The sequence below is a fragment of the Peptacetobacter hominis genome (assembly GCF_006861675.1).
Classification (GTDB): Bacteria; Bacillota; Clostridia; order Peptostreptococcales; family Peptostreptococcaceae; genus Peptacetobacter; species Peptacetobacter hominis.
Genome location: NZ_SGJB01000006.1, coordinates 102,392 through 116,292 on the forward strand (window position 1 = coordinate 102,392; position 13,901 = coordinate 116,292).

The following is a 13,901-nucleotide window of genomic DNA, read 5'->3' on the forward strand; positions in this document are numbered from 1 at the left end:
CATCTCCGTCTTTATAATACGAATCCTATCTTCTCGTATTCATATCTTTCATTTTTATATCTCTTTTTCTGTTGAGTTTTGAATAATCTCTCTCATCTCTTATCATAAGAAGATTATCAAGCTGATTTATTCTCTCAAGTCTTTTGTATATTTTTATCCATGCGCAACTCATCTCAGGATTTACTTCACATTTTCCGTTTTTGTCTGCACCACCACATGCTCCATTGAGAAGTCCCTTTGCACAAGATGTTACAGGACATATTCCTCCAGTCCATCCGAGCTGACATTCTCCACATGCTCTACACGCCTCTTCGTATCTTCCAAGCATCTGAGCCTCCCCTATAAATAGAGTATCATTTGCCGGATACACAGGTTTGTCCTCTATTATTTTAGCTACGGTCTGTGTTCCATCTCCACATGCCATAGATAAAAGTGCATCTGTATTCTCTATTATATCACTGTATTTATTCAGGTCTTTTTTAGTCTTTGAAAGTGTACATCCAGGATCGAGGATAAGAGTTCCTGTAACCTTCTTACCCTCTTTTTCAAGTAATTCCTTCATTTCATTTACCTGTTCCTCACCACCGCTTTTACATACGGTGGCACATCTTTTACATCCAAGAATAAATACACTTTTATGTTCTTTCAGAAATTCCATTATCTCTTCAAAAGGTTTATTTCCGGAAACAATCATTGTATCACTTCCCTAATATATTTTTATAATCCATTCTGCTGTCTACAGGCTTTTACAACATGTTTTGCAAGAACCGATGTCGTTACTGAACCCACTCCTCCTGGTACAGGTGTAAGCATTCCAGCTTTTTTCATAACTGAATCTGCATCAATATCTCCACATAGTTTTCCTTCAGAATTGACGTTTATACCTACATCTATTACAACAGCGTCTTCTTTTATATATTTTGAGTCTATCATCTCTGCTTTTCCTATAGCCGCTATTACTATATCCGAATCAGATAATTCCTTTTCCATATCTTGGGTTCTGGAATGACATATTTTTACAGTCGCATTTTCATCCATAAGCAGCATTGAAACCGGCTTTCCAACTACCATAGATCTTCCTGCAACACCGACTTTTGCACCACTTAGATTTATATCGTAGTATTTTAGTATTTCAACTACTGCAGAAGGAGTACACGGAGGAAAACCTGTCTTGTCTCCCTCAAATACCTTCGCTGTATTTATAGAACTGAAACAATCCACATCTTTTGAAGGTTCTATTATATTTTTTATTTTATTTTCATCTATATGCTTTGGAAGAGGTCTTAGACAAAGTATTGCATTTACATCATTTCTTTCGTTGAGATTTTCTATCTCTTTTATATACTCCTGTTCTGATATATCCTCTGAAAGTACAACATTCACTACATTTATGCCGGTTTTCCCGCATCTATTCACAGCGCCTCTTTCATATGACATATCATCAGGATTTTCTCCAACTCTAACTATTGCAAGTGAAGGTTCAATTCCCGATACTTTAAGTTTTTCAACATCTTTTATTACTTCTTCTGTTATTCTATCTGCAACAGGCTTTCCTTTTATAATTGTACACTCTTTCATCTTACCCCTCCATTATCTCTATGACACGTTCGAATACCTCATCACATATTCTTATACCTTCATCTGTTATCTCATTTACTTCCTTTGATATTTTTTCAGCGTATTCTCTATCCTTCATAGACATTGTATTTATCTTTACATTGAGCTGAGAACCAAGTAGACAGGATCTCAGACACTGAACTCCCACACCTATGTCACTTATTACTATTTTTGATGATTTATCAACCATACTCTGATGTATTTTTATAGCTCTGTAACAAGTCTTTGCTGCTCTGTATGGAACTTCACATGCTTCTTTCAGAACTTTTTCCATTGTTTCCTCTTTGTATTTTTTTTCTTCTTCAGTATTTGAAGGAAGTCCGTATGTTTTTGAAAGAGGCATAAAACATTTTGCATCTTCATCCACCATTTCAAGCAGTTCTCTTTCAAGATGCTTTGCCTCGTCTAAAAGTTCTTTTATCTCTTCTTCGTATTCCTTGTATTTCTTTTTTCCTATTGTAAGGTTTGCCACCATATTTCCAAGAGCTACACCTATTGCTCCTACAAGTGCAGATGCTCCTCCTCCACCTGGAACAGGGCTTTTTGATGATAGCTCATCTATAAATTCTATACAGTTTTTTTCTATTATTTTCACTATATCGCCACCTTTTTAATGCATTTTGTCAGTCTTATTGTCTATTATATTACATATAATATAATTAGTGAATATAAATTTTTCTGACAATTTTATACATCTTATATCATTTTTATTATTAAAAAATAGAGACTCTATAATTTTTATAGACTCTCTAATTTAAAATCAATTATACAACAGGAAACTTCATACTATCTCTAAAGATTTTATCATATCCGTCAACAACTGCTAACTCTACATAATTCATTTCTTTACCAAGCTTTTCCATATCATCCTTTGCCTTTTCTGACATAAGTGCCATATATGCTCCAGATTTTGATGTATTACCTATATATTCGATTTTATCAGATACTTCAAATGGCAAAATACCTGTACCAGTTAATGACTCAACAGTAAGGTGTGAACCAAACTGTCCTGCTATTAGAACCTTATCAAGTTCTTTCATATCAATATTTTCTTCTTTTAATAATGCTTTAAATCCTGATAAAATAGCTCCTTTTGCAAGTTGTACCTGTCTTACATCTGATTGAGTTATTGTAATTTCAGGATCCTTACTTATTATAAATTCTCTTTTATTACCATTGAGTTTAATCATTGAATATCTATAATCATCCTCTGCTATAGACTCTTTTTTTATAAAAGTACCTCTTTTATCTATAATCCCGTGCTTTATCATCTGCTCTATAGCTGATAAAATCCCACTTCCACATATTCCAAGAGGTTTTTTATCTCCTATAACCTTTAATTTTATTCCTTCTTCAGTTATTTTTATATCTTCTATAGCTCCATCAGCTGCACTCATTCCGCAACTTATATTCATTCCTTCAAGAGCTGGACCAGCAGCACATGAACAGCACGCCATTTTTCCATCTATTGAAAGCACTATCTCTCCATTTGTTCCTATATCTATAAATAGTATATTTCCTTTTCTCTTTTCAAGTTCACATGCATATACCCCAGATACTATATCTCCCCCTATAAATGCTGATACCTGTGCTATGCAGTACAAATCTGTATTGTATCCCGGCATAATTCCTATAGCAGAAGCTTTTTTTCTTATAGCATTTTTAAATACAGGCTCATATGGATATTTTCCTAACGATTTTGCATCTTCTCCTAAAAGCATATGAGTCATTGTACAATTCGCAGAGATGAGAATTTCTTTTATTTTTTCTTTTTCCATATCGGTATTTGAACATATCTCGTCAATAAGTTCATTAATACATTCTACAATTGACTTCTGCATTATTTCGACCCCATTATCTGGATTTTCATATTCATATGTTATTCTAGTAAGAACGTCTGAACCATATTTTCTCTGTGGATTTATTTTTGTCATTTTTCCTATTTCATTCCCATTTGCAAGGTTTATTATTCCCATAGCAACTGTTGTGGTTCCAATATCTACAATTATTCCATATCCATCTTTATCAGAATCAATTTCAAACTCTGGTATATATCCACTGCTTAAAACCTTATAATTTTTGTGCCCACTATTATTTTCAATTTCATAATCTCCATAAGCATTTAAAAGGCAGGATAACCTTATTCCTTTTTCAATTTCTTCTTTTTTAAGTATACTCTTTTCGGCATCTGTTATTTCATCAGTATTTCCAGATATTATTTTTACTTTGCATTTACCACATGTTCCATTTCCATTACATGGATTCTCCACAAATACTCCATTTTCCAGAAGGACATCCATCAGCCTTTTCCCATCAGAATATTCAATTATACTTCCATCTGATATTTTTATAAAAGACATTATCTATCCTCCTCTACACTTTTTATCATTTCCTGTATATTTACAAGAGGTGTTTTCATACCCAGTCCGCATGCCGGTGATATGATATCGCTGCCATTTTTTATACATAGCTTTGTAAGAGTTGCTATTTTCTCAGGTTCTGCAAATTCAAGAGCATAGGTGCTTACATTTCCCATAATAACTCTTCCTTTTAGGTTTTCTTTAGCCTCAGACATTGGAACTATTGAATCAAAACTAAGAACATCTGAATTTATTTTGTTTACCTGTTCATATACACTATGCATCTGTCCACATATATGCACTATAGTATATACACCATGTTTCTTTGCTACATCAACGATTCTGTTTATGTATTCAACTGCAAATTCATCAAATAATTTCGGACCAAGTATTTCTCCCGTTCCACTTGGATCAGATATAGCTATAACATCTGCTCCTGCCTCAATCTGTGCCTCTGTAAATTTAATTAACTGATTTGTTATAAATTCCATAAATTCATGGGTTTTGTCTTTTTTTCGTCTCATTTCTTTATACAATACTACAGGCTCCATTACCGAACCAGCAGTACTTATTGGTCCTGTTATATTCCCCACTACAGGAACATCTTTAAGTTCTTTTTTAAGAATTTCTATTGCATCTGTTACAACTTTACTTCTTCCTTTTTTTACATCTATCTCTTTAAGCTTATAAAATTCATCAACTGAATTTATGACATATTCTGTAACATGTGGTTCAAATACATCTGATCCAAAGTCTACAGAAGCTCCCATTTCTTCCGCTTCTACAGTCATACAGAATGGTACACCTACATTTTCAAAGCAACCTATATTATATACTCCCTTTGCAAGCTCTGCCATTTTCATTGCATTGTGATGTGCTTCAGGAAGATATACATGTATTTCTTTCATAAGTTCTGATGTAACCATATTCATCATTCCACCCGGACATATTACAGGAGGGCGATCAATATTTTTCATATGTACTGCATTCTCAAATCTTTCTTTAGCTGTTGACATCAACATTACCCCCTTTACTATTTTATGAGACTATTCGCAAGTTTTACAGCTTCCACAGCATTTGAAGAGTATCCGTCCGCTCCTATTTCATCAGCAAATCTTTTTGATACAGGACCTCCTCCTATCATAATCTTTACTTTTTCTCTTATTCCCTCTTCATTTAGTTTTTTTATAACATCTGACATTCCAGACATTGTTGTAGTCATAAGAGTAGACATGCATAATAACTCTGCATTTTCTTTTTTAACAGTATCTATAAACGTTTCAGCTGATACATCTCTTCCAAGATCTATCATCTCAAATCCAGCAGTTTCCATCATAATTTTTACAAGATTTTTACCTATATCATGTGTATCCCCCTCAACAACACCTATAACAGCTTTTATCTTATTAGATTCAGATGATTTATCCTCCATATATGGCTTCATTATGTCAAGTCCAGCATACATCGCATCTGAACATAGAAGTATATCCGTTATAAAGTATTCCTCTTCATCATATAAAACTCCCGCTCTATTCATACCGTCTATAAGACCTTCAGTAATAGCTTCTTCAACAGGATATCCCAGGCTTATATACTCATTTGAAAGATCCGCAACGACATCTTCTTCCATCTCAAGTACGCCATCTGATAGCGCTTTTATTATTTCTTCTTTCCTACTCATTTGTTAACCTCCCTATATCTCTATTTAAGTTTTACTACATTTATTTCTTTTATAGTCATTCTACTATTTATACACATTCCTGCAACTATATCTGCAGATTCAGACATTTTTTTTACAGCTTCACTATAGTACATTTTCTCAATCAAATCTGTATTTTCCAATTCTATTACATCCATATACTCTAAAAGTTCAACTGTTTTCGGACATAGATGCAAAACTGCATCATTAGGCATAATTTTTAATAACTTTTTTATAAAATCAACTGTAAAATTTTCTGCAATCCATACAGCCCGTTTTGGACCTATAATATCCTTCATAAGTGGAGGATCTGAGTAACTTATTATTCTTGCTCCATTTTCAAATGCCTTCTGTATATACTCAACCATATACTTTTCTATTATATTAAAAAGAATTTTCAATGTGTCTGCTTCTTTTCTTGTAGCTTTCAGTACTTTTGTTATATCTATCATTGAATCCATAACTGACATTATTCCTGAAATATTAAATATATAGTCTATGTTTTCTTCTAAAAGTTTCTCACATAATTTCATTGTTTCTAATAACTGCTTTATGTCCATATCCATGGATATATTTTCTAACATTTCACCAATACTTTCATATCTATATCTTGAACACTTTACAGTATTATCTTTATAGCTTATATCTGTTATCCCACCTATAGCTTCCGTGAATACCATCTCTGATATAGGTATTGTACAGTACCCGCTTTTATCTCTTTTAGATTCATATATACATATTTTTATCATATCTCTATAATCTGTATATGCTTTGGGAAACAAATTCTTTATTTTATCATCCGTATACTCTATATCTTTTTTTATACATCTGTTTAAAATCATCTTTATTTTATTCCTTATGCTATATTTCAACCATTTCAAATGACGTATTTATTCTACGTCCTGTAATACTATCAAATAACATTATTTTTTCAGTATTAAGATTAATAATAATATTCTCTCTGGCTTCCACATTTTGGTCAATTGTAAGCCTGATTTTTAAATCATTTTTGTATACATGCAGAATTTTTTCATTACCTGTAAATTCAACATACTCCTTAGAAACTAATATTCCTTTACTTTCTGATATACTTATATTTTCAGGTCTTATTCCTATAACAGGTTTTATCTCTGCATTTATAGGAGTTGATGATTTCAGCTTTATTCCAAGATCTATAATATCAATAATATTATCTTTTTCCAGTACACCATCTATCATATTCATCTGTGGATTTCCTATAAACTCAGCAACAAAGATATTCTGAGGATTATTATACAATTCTTCCGGAGAATCTAATTGCATTATTTTACCTTTATTTATAACTGCAATTCTATCACCCATAGTCAAGGCTTCGGTTTGATCATGTGTTACATATATAAAAGTTGTATTTATAGTTTTGTGTAGATTCAATATTTCTCCTCTGGTCTGAGTTCTAAGTTTTGCATCTAGATTAGATAATGGCTCGTCCATAAGGAAAACTTTTGGATTTCTTACCATAGCCCTTGCTAAAGCTACTCTTTGTCTTTCTCCACCAGAAAGTTCCTTTGGTTTTCTTTTTAAAAGTTTTGTAAGATTTAGGCTTTCCGCTATTTTTTTTACTTTATCTTCAATCTCAGATTTACTATATTTTATATACTCTTCTTTTCCATTTTCATTAACTATTTTTCTCTTTTGTTTTAGAGGATAAGATATGTTTCCAAATACACTCATATGTGGATAAAGTGCATAATTCTGAAATACCATTGCTATATCTCTTTCTTTTGGTTCCATTTCTGTAACATCCTGACTATCTATATATATATTACCTGATGAAACTTCCTCTAGTCCCGCAATCATTCTTAAAAGAGTTGTTTTTCCACAACCTGATGGTCCTACAAATACCATAAATTCTTTGTCATTTATTTTAAGATTAAGATTTTCTATTGTATTATCTTTACTGTTTCCATATTTTTTATATATCTTTTCAAGTTTTATCTCTGCCATATTTATTACTCCTTTACTTTATAGCACCTTTTGAAAGGCCACCAACAAGATATCTATTAAGAAAAATTACTATCAGTACTGGAGGAATTATTGATATAATACCACCTGCACTTATAAGCCCGAAATTTATACTTGCCTTTTCATTTAATGTTGTAAGAAAAACTGTTAATGGCTGTGCTTCTGAAGTCGCAAATACAAGTGGTATTGCATACTGTCCCCATGAACTCAAAAAACTTATTATTGCCGAAGCAATTATTCCTGGTGCTATCATAGGTAATACTATAAACATCGATTTTAGTTTTGAAGCTCCATCAATCTGTGCCGCCTCTTCTATTTCTTCGGGTATAGATTCAAAGAAATTTTTCATTATCCATATTGCAAGTGGCATATATGCTGATATATAAATAAGTACTACACCTGTAATAGTGTCCAGAAGTGATATTGACATCATTATCTTATAAAGAGGTATCATTACACTGTATGCCGGAAGAACCATCGTTACCAAAAGCAATGAAAATAAGAATCTGGATAATTTTGTTTTTACTCTGGCAAAAACATATCCAGCAAGAACAGCAATTATACATATTATTGCTGTTGCTATAATAGAAGTTACAAGCGAGTTTATAAATGCCTCTTTAAAATTTCTCGCAACAAGTATGTTTCCACCATCTATACCAAAAATATCCTTATAATAACCAAGTGTATATTCCTTTCCAATCATGATACTGGATATATCATATAAATCAGCTTTTTCCAAAAAGCTGGTTCTTATCATCCAGCTTATTGGTAGTATACTGTATAAAGATAAAATAATAAAAACTATTATTATTTTTATTATGTTGTTTTTTCTATTAATCATCAACACTTCTCCTTACTATAAAATTAAGAATAATCATAACTACTATAAGACTGAATGATATAACAAGTGATAGTGCCATACCTTTTCCTAAGTCATATTCTCTGAATGCTGTTAAATAATTTTGTATAAGAAGACTTCTTGTATCGTATGCTATTCCAGTCATAGAGTACGCTTCATCAAATAAATGAAATGCTCCTATACATCCCTGAACAAGAGTTATTATAAAAACACTCCTTACACTTGGAAGTATTATTGTAAAAAATTGTTTTATTTTACTGGCACCATCTATTGTAGCAGCCTCAAATACTTCCTTTGGAATAGATTTCATTTTTGCCATAAATATAATAGTTATAAGTGGTACCATTCTCCATACATGTACTAATATTATACATATCTTAGATAATTTAGGGTTATTGAGCCATATAATAGCATCTGATATAATACCTAACTTCATAAGAAAAGTATTTATCATTCCTATAGATGGATCAAATATAAGTTTCCACATTATACCATTTACAAGCGGTGGAAGAGCCCACGGCAATATTAAAATTGCAACTGCAATTCCATGACCTTTAAACTTTTCTTTAAGTATATAAGCAAATATAAGTCCAAGTAATGTTTCCGCTATAAGAGCTGTTATAAGATAAAAACTTGTATTTGAAAAAGCCTTTATTACATTTCTATCCTTGAATAAATTTATATAGTTTACCATACCAACAAATTCTTTATCATTCATATTTAGAAGACTTACAGAAAAAAAGCTGTCTTTAATAGTAACAATAAGAGGTGCAAGAACAAATCCTGCCAGAAAAATCACCATTGGTATAAGCCATAAATAAAGCTGCTTTTCTTTTTTTTTCATTAACTCACCTCTTTAATTAATAATAAAATCTTTTAAATTCAGAAAGAAGCAGAAAATTATTTCTGCTTCCCTCTAATATTATTTCCTATTTTTCTGAGTTTAATTTTTCTGCTGAATCTGCTATAGCCTGAAGTCCCTGATCAAGAGTAAGTTCTCCTTTGGCCATCTGGTTCATTATTGTAGCAGTTTCACCTTCCCATGTTCCATACCATTCAGGTGCTCCCTGTGGGAATAATGGTTCTATAGTTCCAAGAACCTCAGATACTATTTCTCCACCTGGAAGATCTCCTGATTCTATAAGACTGTCTATTACTTTCTGACTGCTAGGGAATATTCCATAATCTGTAAAGAATGTTTTTAGGAAGTCTTCTGTATTTATATATTTTATAAACTCTGCTGCAGCTTCCTTATGTTCACTTGAAGATGGTATTCCTACACCCTCTAATAAACTATATGTACGAGTTTCTCCATTTGCCCCTGGCACCTTGATTACTTCAACACTGTCTGCTATAGAACTTTTTTCTTTATTAAAGTATTCTGTTACATTTCCAGACCAACCAGCTATATCTATACTTCCATCACCATTTTTGTAATGATCAACTATATCAGTTCCCTGATAATCTACTGCTGCCGGATCTACAAGTTCAGCTTCATATGCATCCATTATCCATTTCATGGCTTTATATCCTGCTGATTCTTTGTCTGTAAAAAGAGGTTTATAGTTTTCATCAAACAACTCTCCACCCATAGATTTTGTAAGCATAAACCATGGAGTAGTTGTTCCTGCTGTTGCTGATAATGGTAAAGATATCGGATATTCTTCCGCTCCGCTTTCTTTTATTTTTTTAGCAGCTTCAAGAATTTTATCCGCATCTGCTGGTACTTCATCAATTCCAGCTTTTTTGAAATCATCCTTATTTACATAAGTCATTCTGAAGTCGTTATATATAGGAACTGCAAGGTAATTTCCATCATAATTATAAGATTCCTTTGTTATACAATCTTCCCAGAAAGACTCATCCATATAATCGTTAAGTGGTTCATACCATCCAGATGCTCCAAATGTACTTACCCAGTCCCAGCTGAATTCAGTAACATCAGCAGGAGCTTTTCCACTTGAACATGAAGTAACTATTCTGTCTTTTAATGCATCCCATTCCATTATTTCAAGATTTACAGTTATACCTGTTTTTTCCTCAAAATCAGGTATTGCAGCTGTAATTCCTTCTTCATACCAAGGCGGTAAAAGTACAGTTATTTCCTCCCCTGCATAAGGCTTATCTGTACTTGCTTCTTTTTCTGTGTTTCCACTGCTACAAGCTATCATTGATATAGACATTATACCAGCCATCCGCACAGCTAAAAGTTTTTTCAGTTTCATTATATAATTGCTCCTTTCTTTATTTATAATTCATTGACAGCATCTATTACTGCCAACATATTATCAATTGGGGTATCAAGTGGACAATCACATCCAAATGACATCATATAGTTTTTATGACCTTTCATTATTTTCATAAGATTAGCCGCTTCTTTGTATACACTTTCATAATTTCCATTTTCCATTACTTCCACAGGATCAAGATTTCCTGCTACAAAGACATCGTCCGGTACATTTTTTATTACCCATTCCATATCCATTATCTGATCTAAACTAAGAATCTCAGCCCCTGATTCCACCATCATATTCATATATTTTCTTGTATCTCCACATACATGAAGAGAAGATACTGCTTTTTTATTAATTTCATTTATGATATCCTTCAGATATTTCTGTACTGTATTTTGATATATAGATGGCCTCATTATACTCATTACAGGTTCTGATATCTGGACTACATCAGCTCCATTTTCAATAGCTGCTAGACAGAATTCTTTTATAATTTCTGATGTATATTTTATAATTTCGTTAAAAAACTCTTTATTTCTTATTGAAGATCTTAAAATATACTCCAAGCCAGAAAGTTCACCTGATAAAGTCAATGGTCCAACAACAGCAACCATATGTGGTTTATCTATACATGATCTTATCTTGTTTATAGATTCAAGATATATAGGAAATAAACCATCCTTTCTTACATCTATATTCTTAATTTCTTCTATATCTTCTATACTCTTTATTCTATTTTCTATAGTACTTGGAAAATCTCTTTCAGGTTTTTTCATTTCTAAACCTATTGCATCCTGAAATATTGTTCCAAAATCTACTGTATATGTAAAATCTGTAGGAAATTTTTCCTCTATAAGTTTAGCAATTTCAAGTTGCTTATCTGAATCTTTATATACCTCATACATGGTATAATTCGTAAGCATAAGACCCATGCCGCCCATTTGAGGGTATATAAATCTTTTTTTTGAATTCTTTATTTCTTCAAGAAGTTTTTTCAATAAATCTCACCTCTTCTATGTAAAATTAAACATACTTATATATTTATATATTAAATCTTTATACATTACTATTCAAATTGTTATTTTTTATAGATGTATAGTTTTTTTGTATAATTAAAATCCCTTACATTATTTTATGTAAGGGATTTTATTATATATTATTTAGTTAATACTTTTCTTTTTCTTTCTATCATTATATATAAGCTTAAACATATATATAAATACTGTAAGTGCAAACAGTACAAGAAGTCCTGTCACAAATAACTTAGCTCCACCTGTAAGCATACCACCAACATATGAGTAAACAATAGTTGCCGGTAACTGACCTATTCCTGTAGCTATGAAAAACGGTAAAAACTTCATAGAAGTAAGTCCTGCTGCATAACTGACTATGTCAAAAGACATAAAAGGAAGAAGTCTACATACAAGTATTGCATACTTACCATATTTATCAAAGAATTCATCTATACTATCTATAGCAAATTTGCTTGTAAGCTTTTCTACAACTTCTCTTCCATAGAATTTTGCAATATAGAAACATAATGCTGCTCCTGCCATTGCACTTGACCATGAAAGTACGGCTCCCCATACCCATCCAAATAATGCTGCATTTGTAAATGTTATCATAAATGCAGGAAGAGGTGCTGCTACAGATTGTAAAAGCATCAGTATAAATGATATTATCGGTGCTATAGGCCCAAATGAAAGTATATACTGTTTAAGCGACTCAAGGTCAAGCATTGATAAATAGAATATCATCTGGTTTATAAATACCTTTACAGGTGTTACAAAGAAATATATTCCTAATATCACTAAAAGTACACCTATTTTTATACCCCAGCTTTTGATTTTTTCCTCTCTTGTTTTTTCTCTTTTAACGTTCTCTTTTATTTCTTTATTTTCCTTCATATTTTTCCTCTCGATTATTCAAGCTCATTAGCTTCGTCAGCTGCCCACTCATAGAATGATGCATCATAGTTTCTTACATTAGTATATCCAGCATTTGTCATTACAAGTGCCATATATGCAGATCTTATACCTGCTGTACAGTATGTAACAACTGCATCATCTTTATTTATTCCTGCTTCAGTCATTATAGCTTCTATTTCTTCATTTGATTTTATAGTTCCATCTTCATTGTATAATTCAGTAAATGGTATACTTATAGCTCCTGGAAGATGTCCTCCTCTTGCCTCTCCAAAGTTTACAGCACCATTGTACTCATCTTCTGCTCTGGCATCTATAATTTTTAGACTGTCATATTCTTTTTTAAGATCTTCTGTTGTTATGTTCATATCAGGTTTTATTTCTGAAATTGTACATTCAGTTGCTTCTGGAGTAACAGCATCTTTGCTCATTTCATTTCCTTCAGCTTCCCATAGGTTTATTCCACCATTTAACATTCTTGCATCTATTCCAGCTCTTTTTAAACACCATACAACTCTACCGTCGTCTCCCCATCCATCTTTTGCAGCATAAACTACAACCTGACTGTCATTTGATATTCCAAATGAAGAAAGTGTTTTAGAAAGAGTTTCTGCATCCTGAAGAGTTCCCCAGTCTTTGTCTCCTGCTTTTCCTTCAACATTTGCAAGAGCCTGCCATATAACATTTATTGCTCCTGGTATATGACCTTTATTATAATCTTTATCAGCTCTCGCATCGATTATTACAAGCTTATCATTGCTTTCCATATTGTCTTTAAGCCATGTTATACTTGTAAAATACTCGTTGTTGTCAAAAGTATATTCATCTTTTGTAGTAGCTGATGTAGTCTCTGTCTGAGCAGTTTCTTCAGAAGAAGATGTATCCTCCTGTTTACTACATCCAACAAACATACTTCCTGCAAGTACTGATGCTAAAAATAATGACATAATTTTTTTTGACTTGATTTTCATAATATAAGCCCTCCAAATTTATAAATTATTCCCACTTTTATTATATTCTTGGAAAGCCTTTTATTCTAATAGTTTAAAGCTATACTATTTTTAATGTGTATAGTTTTTTTCTATATATAGAAATTTAATTATCTATAATTCAAATGTTATATAAAAATGGTGCTGTCGCATTAACGTTTTTTATAACGTTTTGCGACAGCATTTTTTCTTGTTATCAGTAAATAGTGGTTGTAAA

At 32.0% G+C, this 13,901-nt stretch carries 14 protein-coding genes; all 14 read right to left on the reverse strand.

Features of this window, described 5'->3' with window-relative positions:
- Positions 1-25: 25 nt before the first annotated feature.
- The gene (locus EXD82_RS04620; protein WP_142535743.1) at positions 26-694 is read right to left on the reverse strand and encodes a methylenetetrahydrofolate reductase C-terminal domain-containing protein; all 669 of its coding nucleotides are present in this window, start codon (positions 692-694) and stop codon (positions 26-28) included.
- 23 nt (positions 695-717) lie between these two features.
- Positions 718-1,578: a bifunctional 5,10-methylenetetrahydrofolate dehydrogenase/5,10-methenyltetrahydrofolate cyclohydrolase gene (locus EXD82_RS04625; protein WP_142535744.1), complete on the reverse strand. Its 861-nt coding sequence runs from the start codon at positions 1,576-1,578 to the stop codon at positions 718-720.
- A 1-nt stretch (position 1,579) separates the two neighbouring features.
- A complete protein-coding gene (locus tag EXD82_RS04630) occupies positions 1,580-2,212 on the reverse strand; it encodes a cyclodeaminase/cyclohydrolase family protein (protein ID WP_142535745.1) in 633 nt (210 codons plus the stop codon).
- 169 nt (positions 2,213-2,381) lie between these two features.
- Complete coding sequence (locus tag EXD82_RS04635) at positions 2,382-3,977, reverse strand: ASKHA domain-containing protein (RefSeq protein ID WP_142535746.1); 1,596 nt, start codon at positions 3,975-3,977, stop codon at positions 2,382-2,384.
- On the reverse strand, positions 3,977-4,993 hold the full coding sequence (locus EXD82_RS04640) for a uroporphyrinogen decarboxylase family protein (RefSeq protein WP_142535747.1): 1,017 nt from the start codon (positions 4,991-4,993) through the stop codon (positions 3,977-3,979). The genes EXD82_RS04635 and EXD82_RS04640 overlap by 1 nt, the downstream gene beginning before the upstream one ends.
- A gap of 17 nt (positions 4,994-5,010) precedes the next feature.
- A complete protein-coding gene (locus tag EXD82_RS04645) occupies positions 5,011-5,658 on the reverse strand; it encodes a corrinoid protein (protein ID WP_142535748.1) in 648 nt (215 codons plus the stop codon).
- Between the two features lie 20 nt (positions 5,659-5,678).
- Positions 5,679-6,518: a uroporphyrinogen decarboxylase family protein gene (locus tag EXD82_RS04650; RefSeq protein ID WP_142535749.1), complete on the reverse strand. Its 840-nt coding sequence runs from the start codon at positions 6,516-6,518 to the stop codon at positions 5,679-5,681.
- 19 nt (positions 6,519-6,537) lie between these two features.
- Positions 6,538-7,659, reverse strand: a complete 1,122-nt coding sequence (locus EXD82_RS04655) for an ABC transporter ATP-binding protein (RefSeq protein WP_142535750.1) — start codon at positions 7,657-7,659, stop codon at positions 6,538-6,540.
- 13 nt (positions 7,660-7,672) lie between these two features.
- The gene (locus tag EXD82_RS04660; protein WP_142535751.1) at positions 7,673-8,518 is read right to left on the reverse strand and encodes a carbohydrate ABC transporter permease; all 846 of its coding nucleotides are present in this window, start codon (positions 8,516-8,518) and stop codon (positions 7,673-7,675) included.
- Positions 8,511-9,380, reverse strand: a complete 870-nt coding sequence (locus tag EXD82_RS04665) for a carbohydrate ABC transporter permease (protein WP_142535752.1) — start codon at positions 9,378-9,380, stop codon at positions 8,511-8,513. Before EXD82_RS04665 ends, EXD82_RS04660 begins: the two co-directional genes overlap by 8 nt.
- A gap of 85 nt (positions 9,381-9,465) precedes the next feature.
- Positions 9,466-10,761, reverse strand: coding sequence for an ABC transporter substrate-binding protein (locus EXD82_RS04670; RefSeq protein ID WP_142535753.1), 1,296 nt, complete (start codon positions 10,759-10,761; stop codon positions 9,466-9,468).
- Positions 10,762-10,784: 23 nt separating this feature from the next.
- Positions 10,785-11,768, reverse strand: coding sequence for a uroporphyrinogen decarboxylase family protein (locus EXD82_RS04675; RefSeq protein WP_142535754.1), 984 nt, complete (start codon positions 11,766-11,768; stop codon positions 10,785-10,787).
- Positions 11,769-11,930: 162 nt separating this feature from the next.
- Positions 11,931-12,677, reverse strand: a complete 747-nt coding sequence (locus EXD82_RS04680; RefSeq protein ID WP_142535755.1) for a TVP38/TMEM64 family protein — start codon at positions 12,675-12,677, stop codon at positions 11,931-11,933.
- Between the two features lie 14 nt (positions 12,678-12,691).
- Entirely contained in the window at positions 12,692-13,666 is a 975-nt protein-coding gene (locus tag EXD82_RS04685; RefSeq protein WP_142535756.1) for a sulfurtransferase, read from the reverse strand.
- Positions 13,667-13,901 lie beyond the last annotated feature (235 nt).

Bases quoted from the DNA above. Each gene is read 5' to 3' on its own strand.
- EXD82_RS04620 (WP_142535743.1), bottom strand. From the start codon at position 694: ATGATTGTTTCCGGAAATAAACCTTTTGAAGAGATAATGGAATTTCTG.
- EXD82_RS04625 (WP_142535744.1), bottom strand. From the start codon at position 1,578: ATGAAAGAGTGTACAATTATAAAAGGAAAGCCTGTTGCAGATAGAATA.
- EXD82_RS04635 (WP_142535746.1), bottom strand. From the start codon at position 3,977: ATGTCTTTTATAAAAATATCAGATGGAAGTATAATTGAATATTCTGAT.
- EXD82_RS04640 (WP_142535747.1), bottom strand. From the start codon at position 4,993: ATGTCAACAGCTAAAGAAAGATTTGAGAATGCAGTACATATGAAAAAT.
- EXD82_RS04645 (WP_142535748.1), bottom strand. From the start codon at position 5,658: ATGAGTAGGAAAGAAGAAATAATAAAAGCGCTATCAGATGGCGTACTT.
- EXD82_RS04650 (WP_142535749.1), bottom strand. From the start codon at position 6,518: ATGATTTTAAACAGATGTATAAAAAAAGATATAGAGTATACGGATGAT.
- EXD82_RS04655 (WP_142535750.1), bottom strand. From the start codon at position 7,659: ATGGCAGAGATAAAACTTGAAAAGATATATAAAAAATATGGAAACAGT.
- EXD82_RS04660 (WP_142535751.1), bottom strand. From the start codon at position 8,518: ATGATTAATAGAAAAAACAACATAATAAAAATAATAATAGTTTTTATT.
- EXD82_RS04665 (WP_142535752.1), bottom strand. From the start codon at position 9,380: ATGAAAAAAAAAGAAAAGCAGCTTTATTTATGGCTTATACCAATGGTG.
- EXD82_RS04670 (WP_142535753.1), bottom strand. From the start codon at position 10,761: ATGAAACTGAAAAAACTTTTAGCTGTGCGGATGGCTGGTATAATGTCT.
- EXD82_RS04680 (WP_142535755.1), bottom strand. From the start codon at position 12,677: ATGAAGGAAAATAAAGAAATAAAAGAGAACGTTAAAAGAGAAAAAACA.
- EXD82_RS04685 (WP_142535756.1), bottom strand. From the start codon at position 13,666: ATGAAAATCAAGTCAAAAAAAATTATGTCATTATTTTTAGCATCAGTA.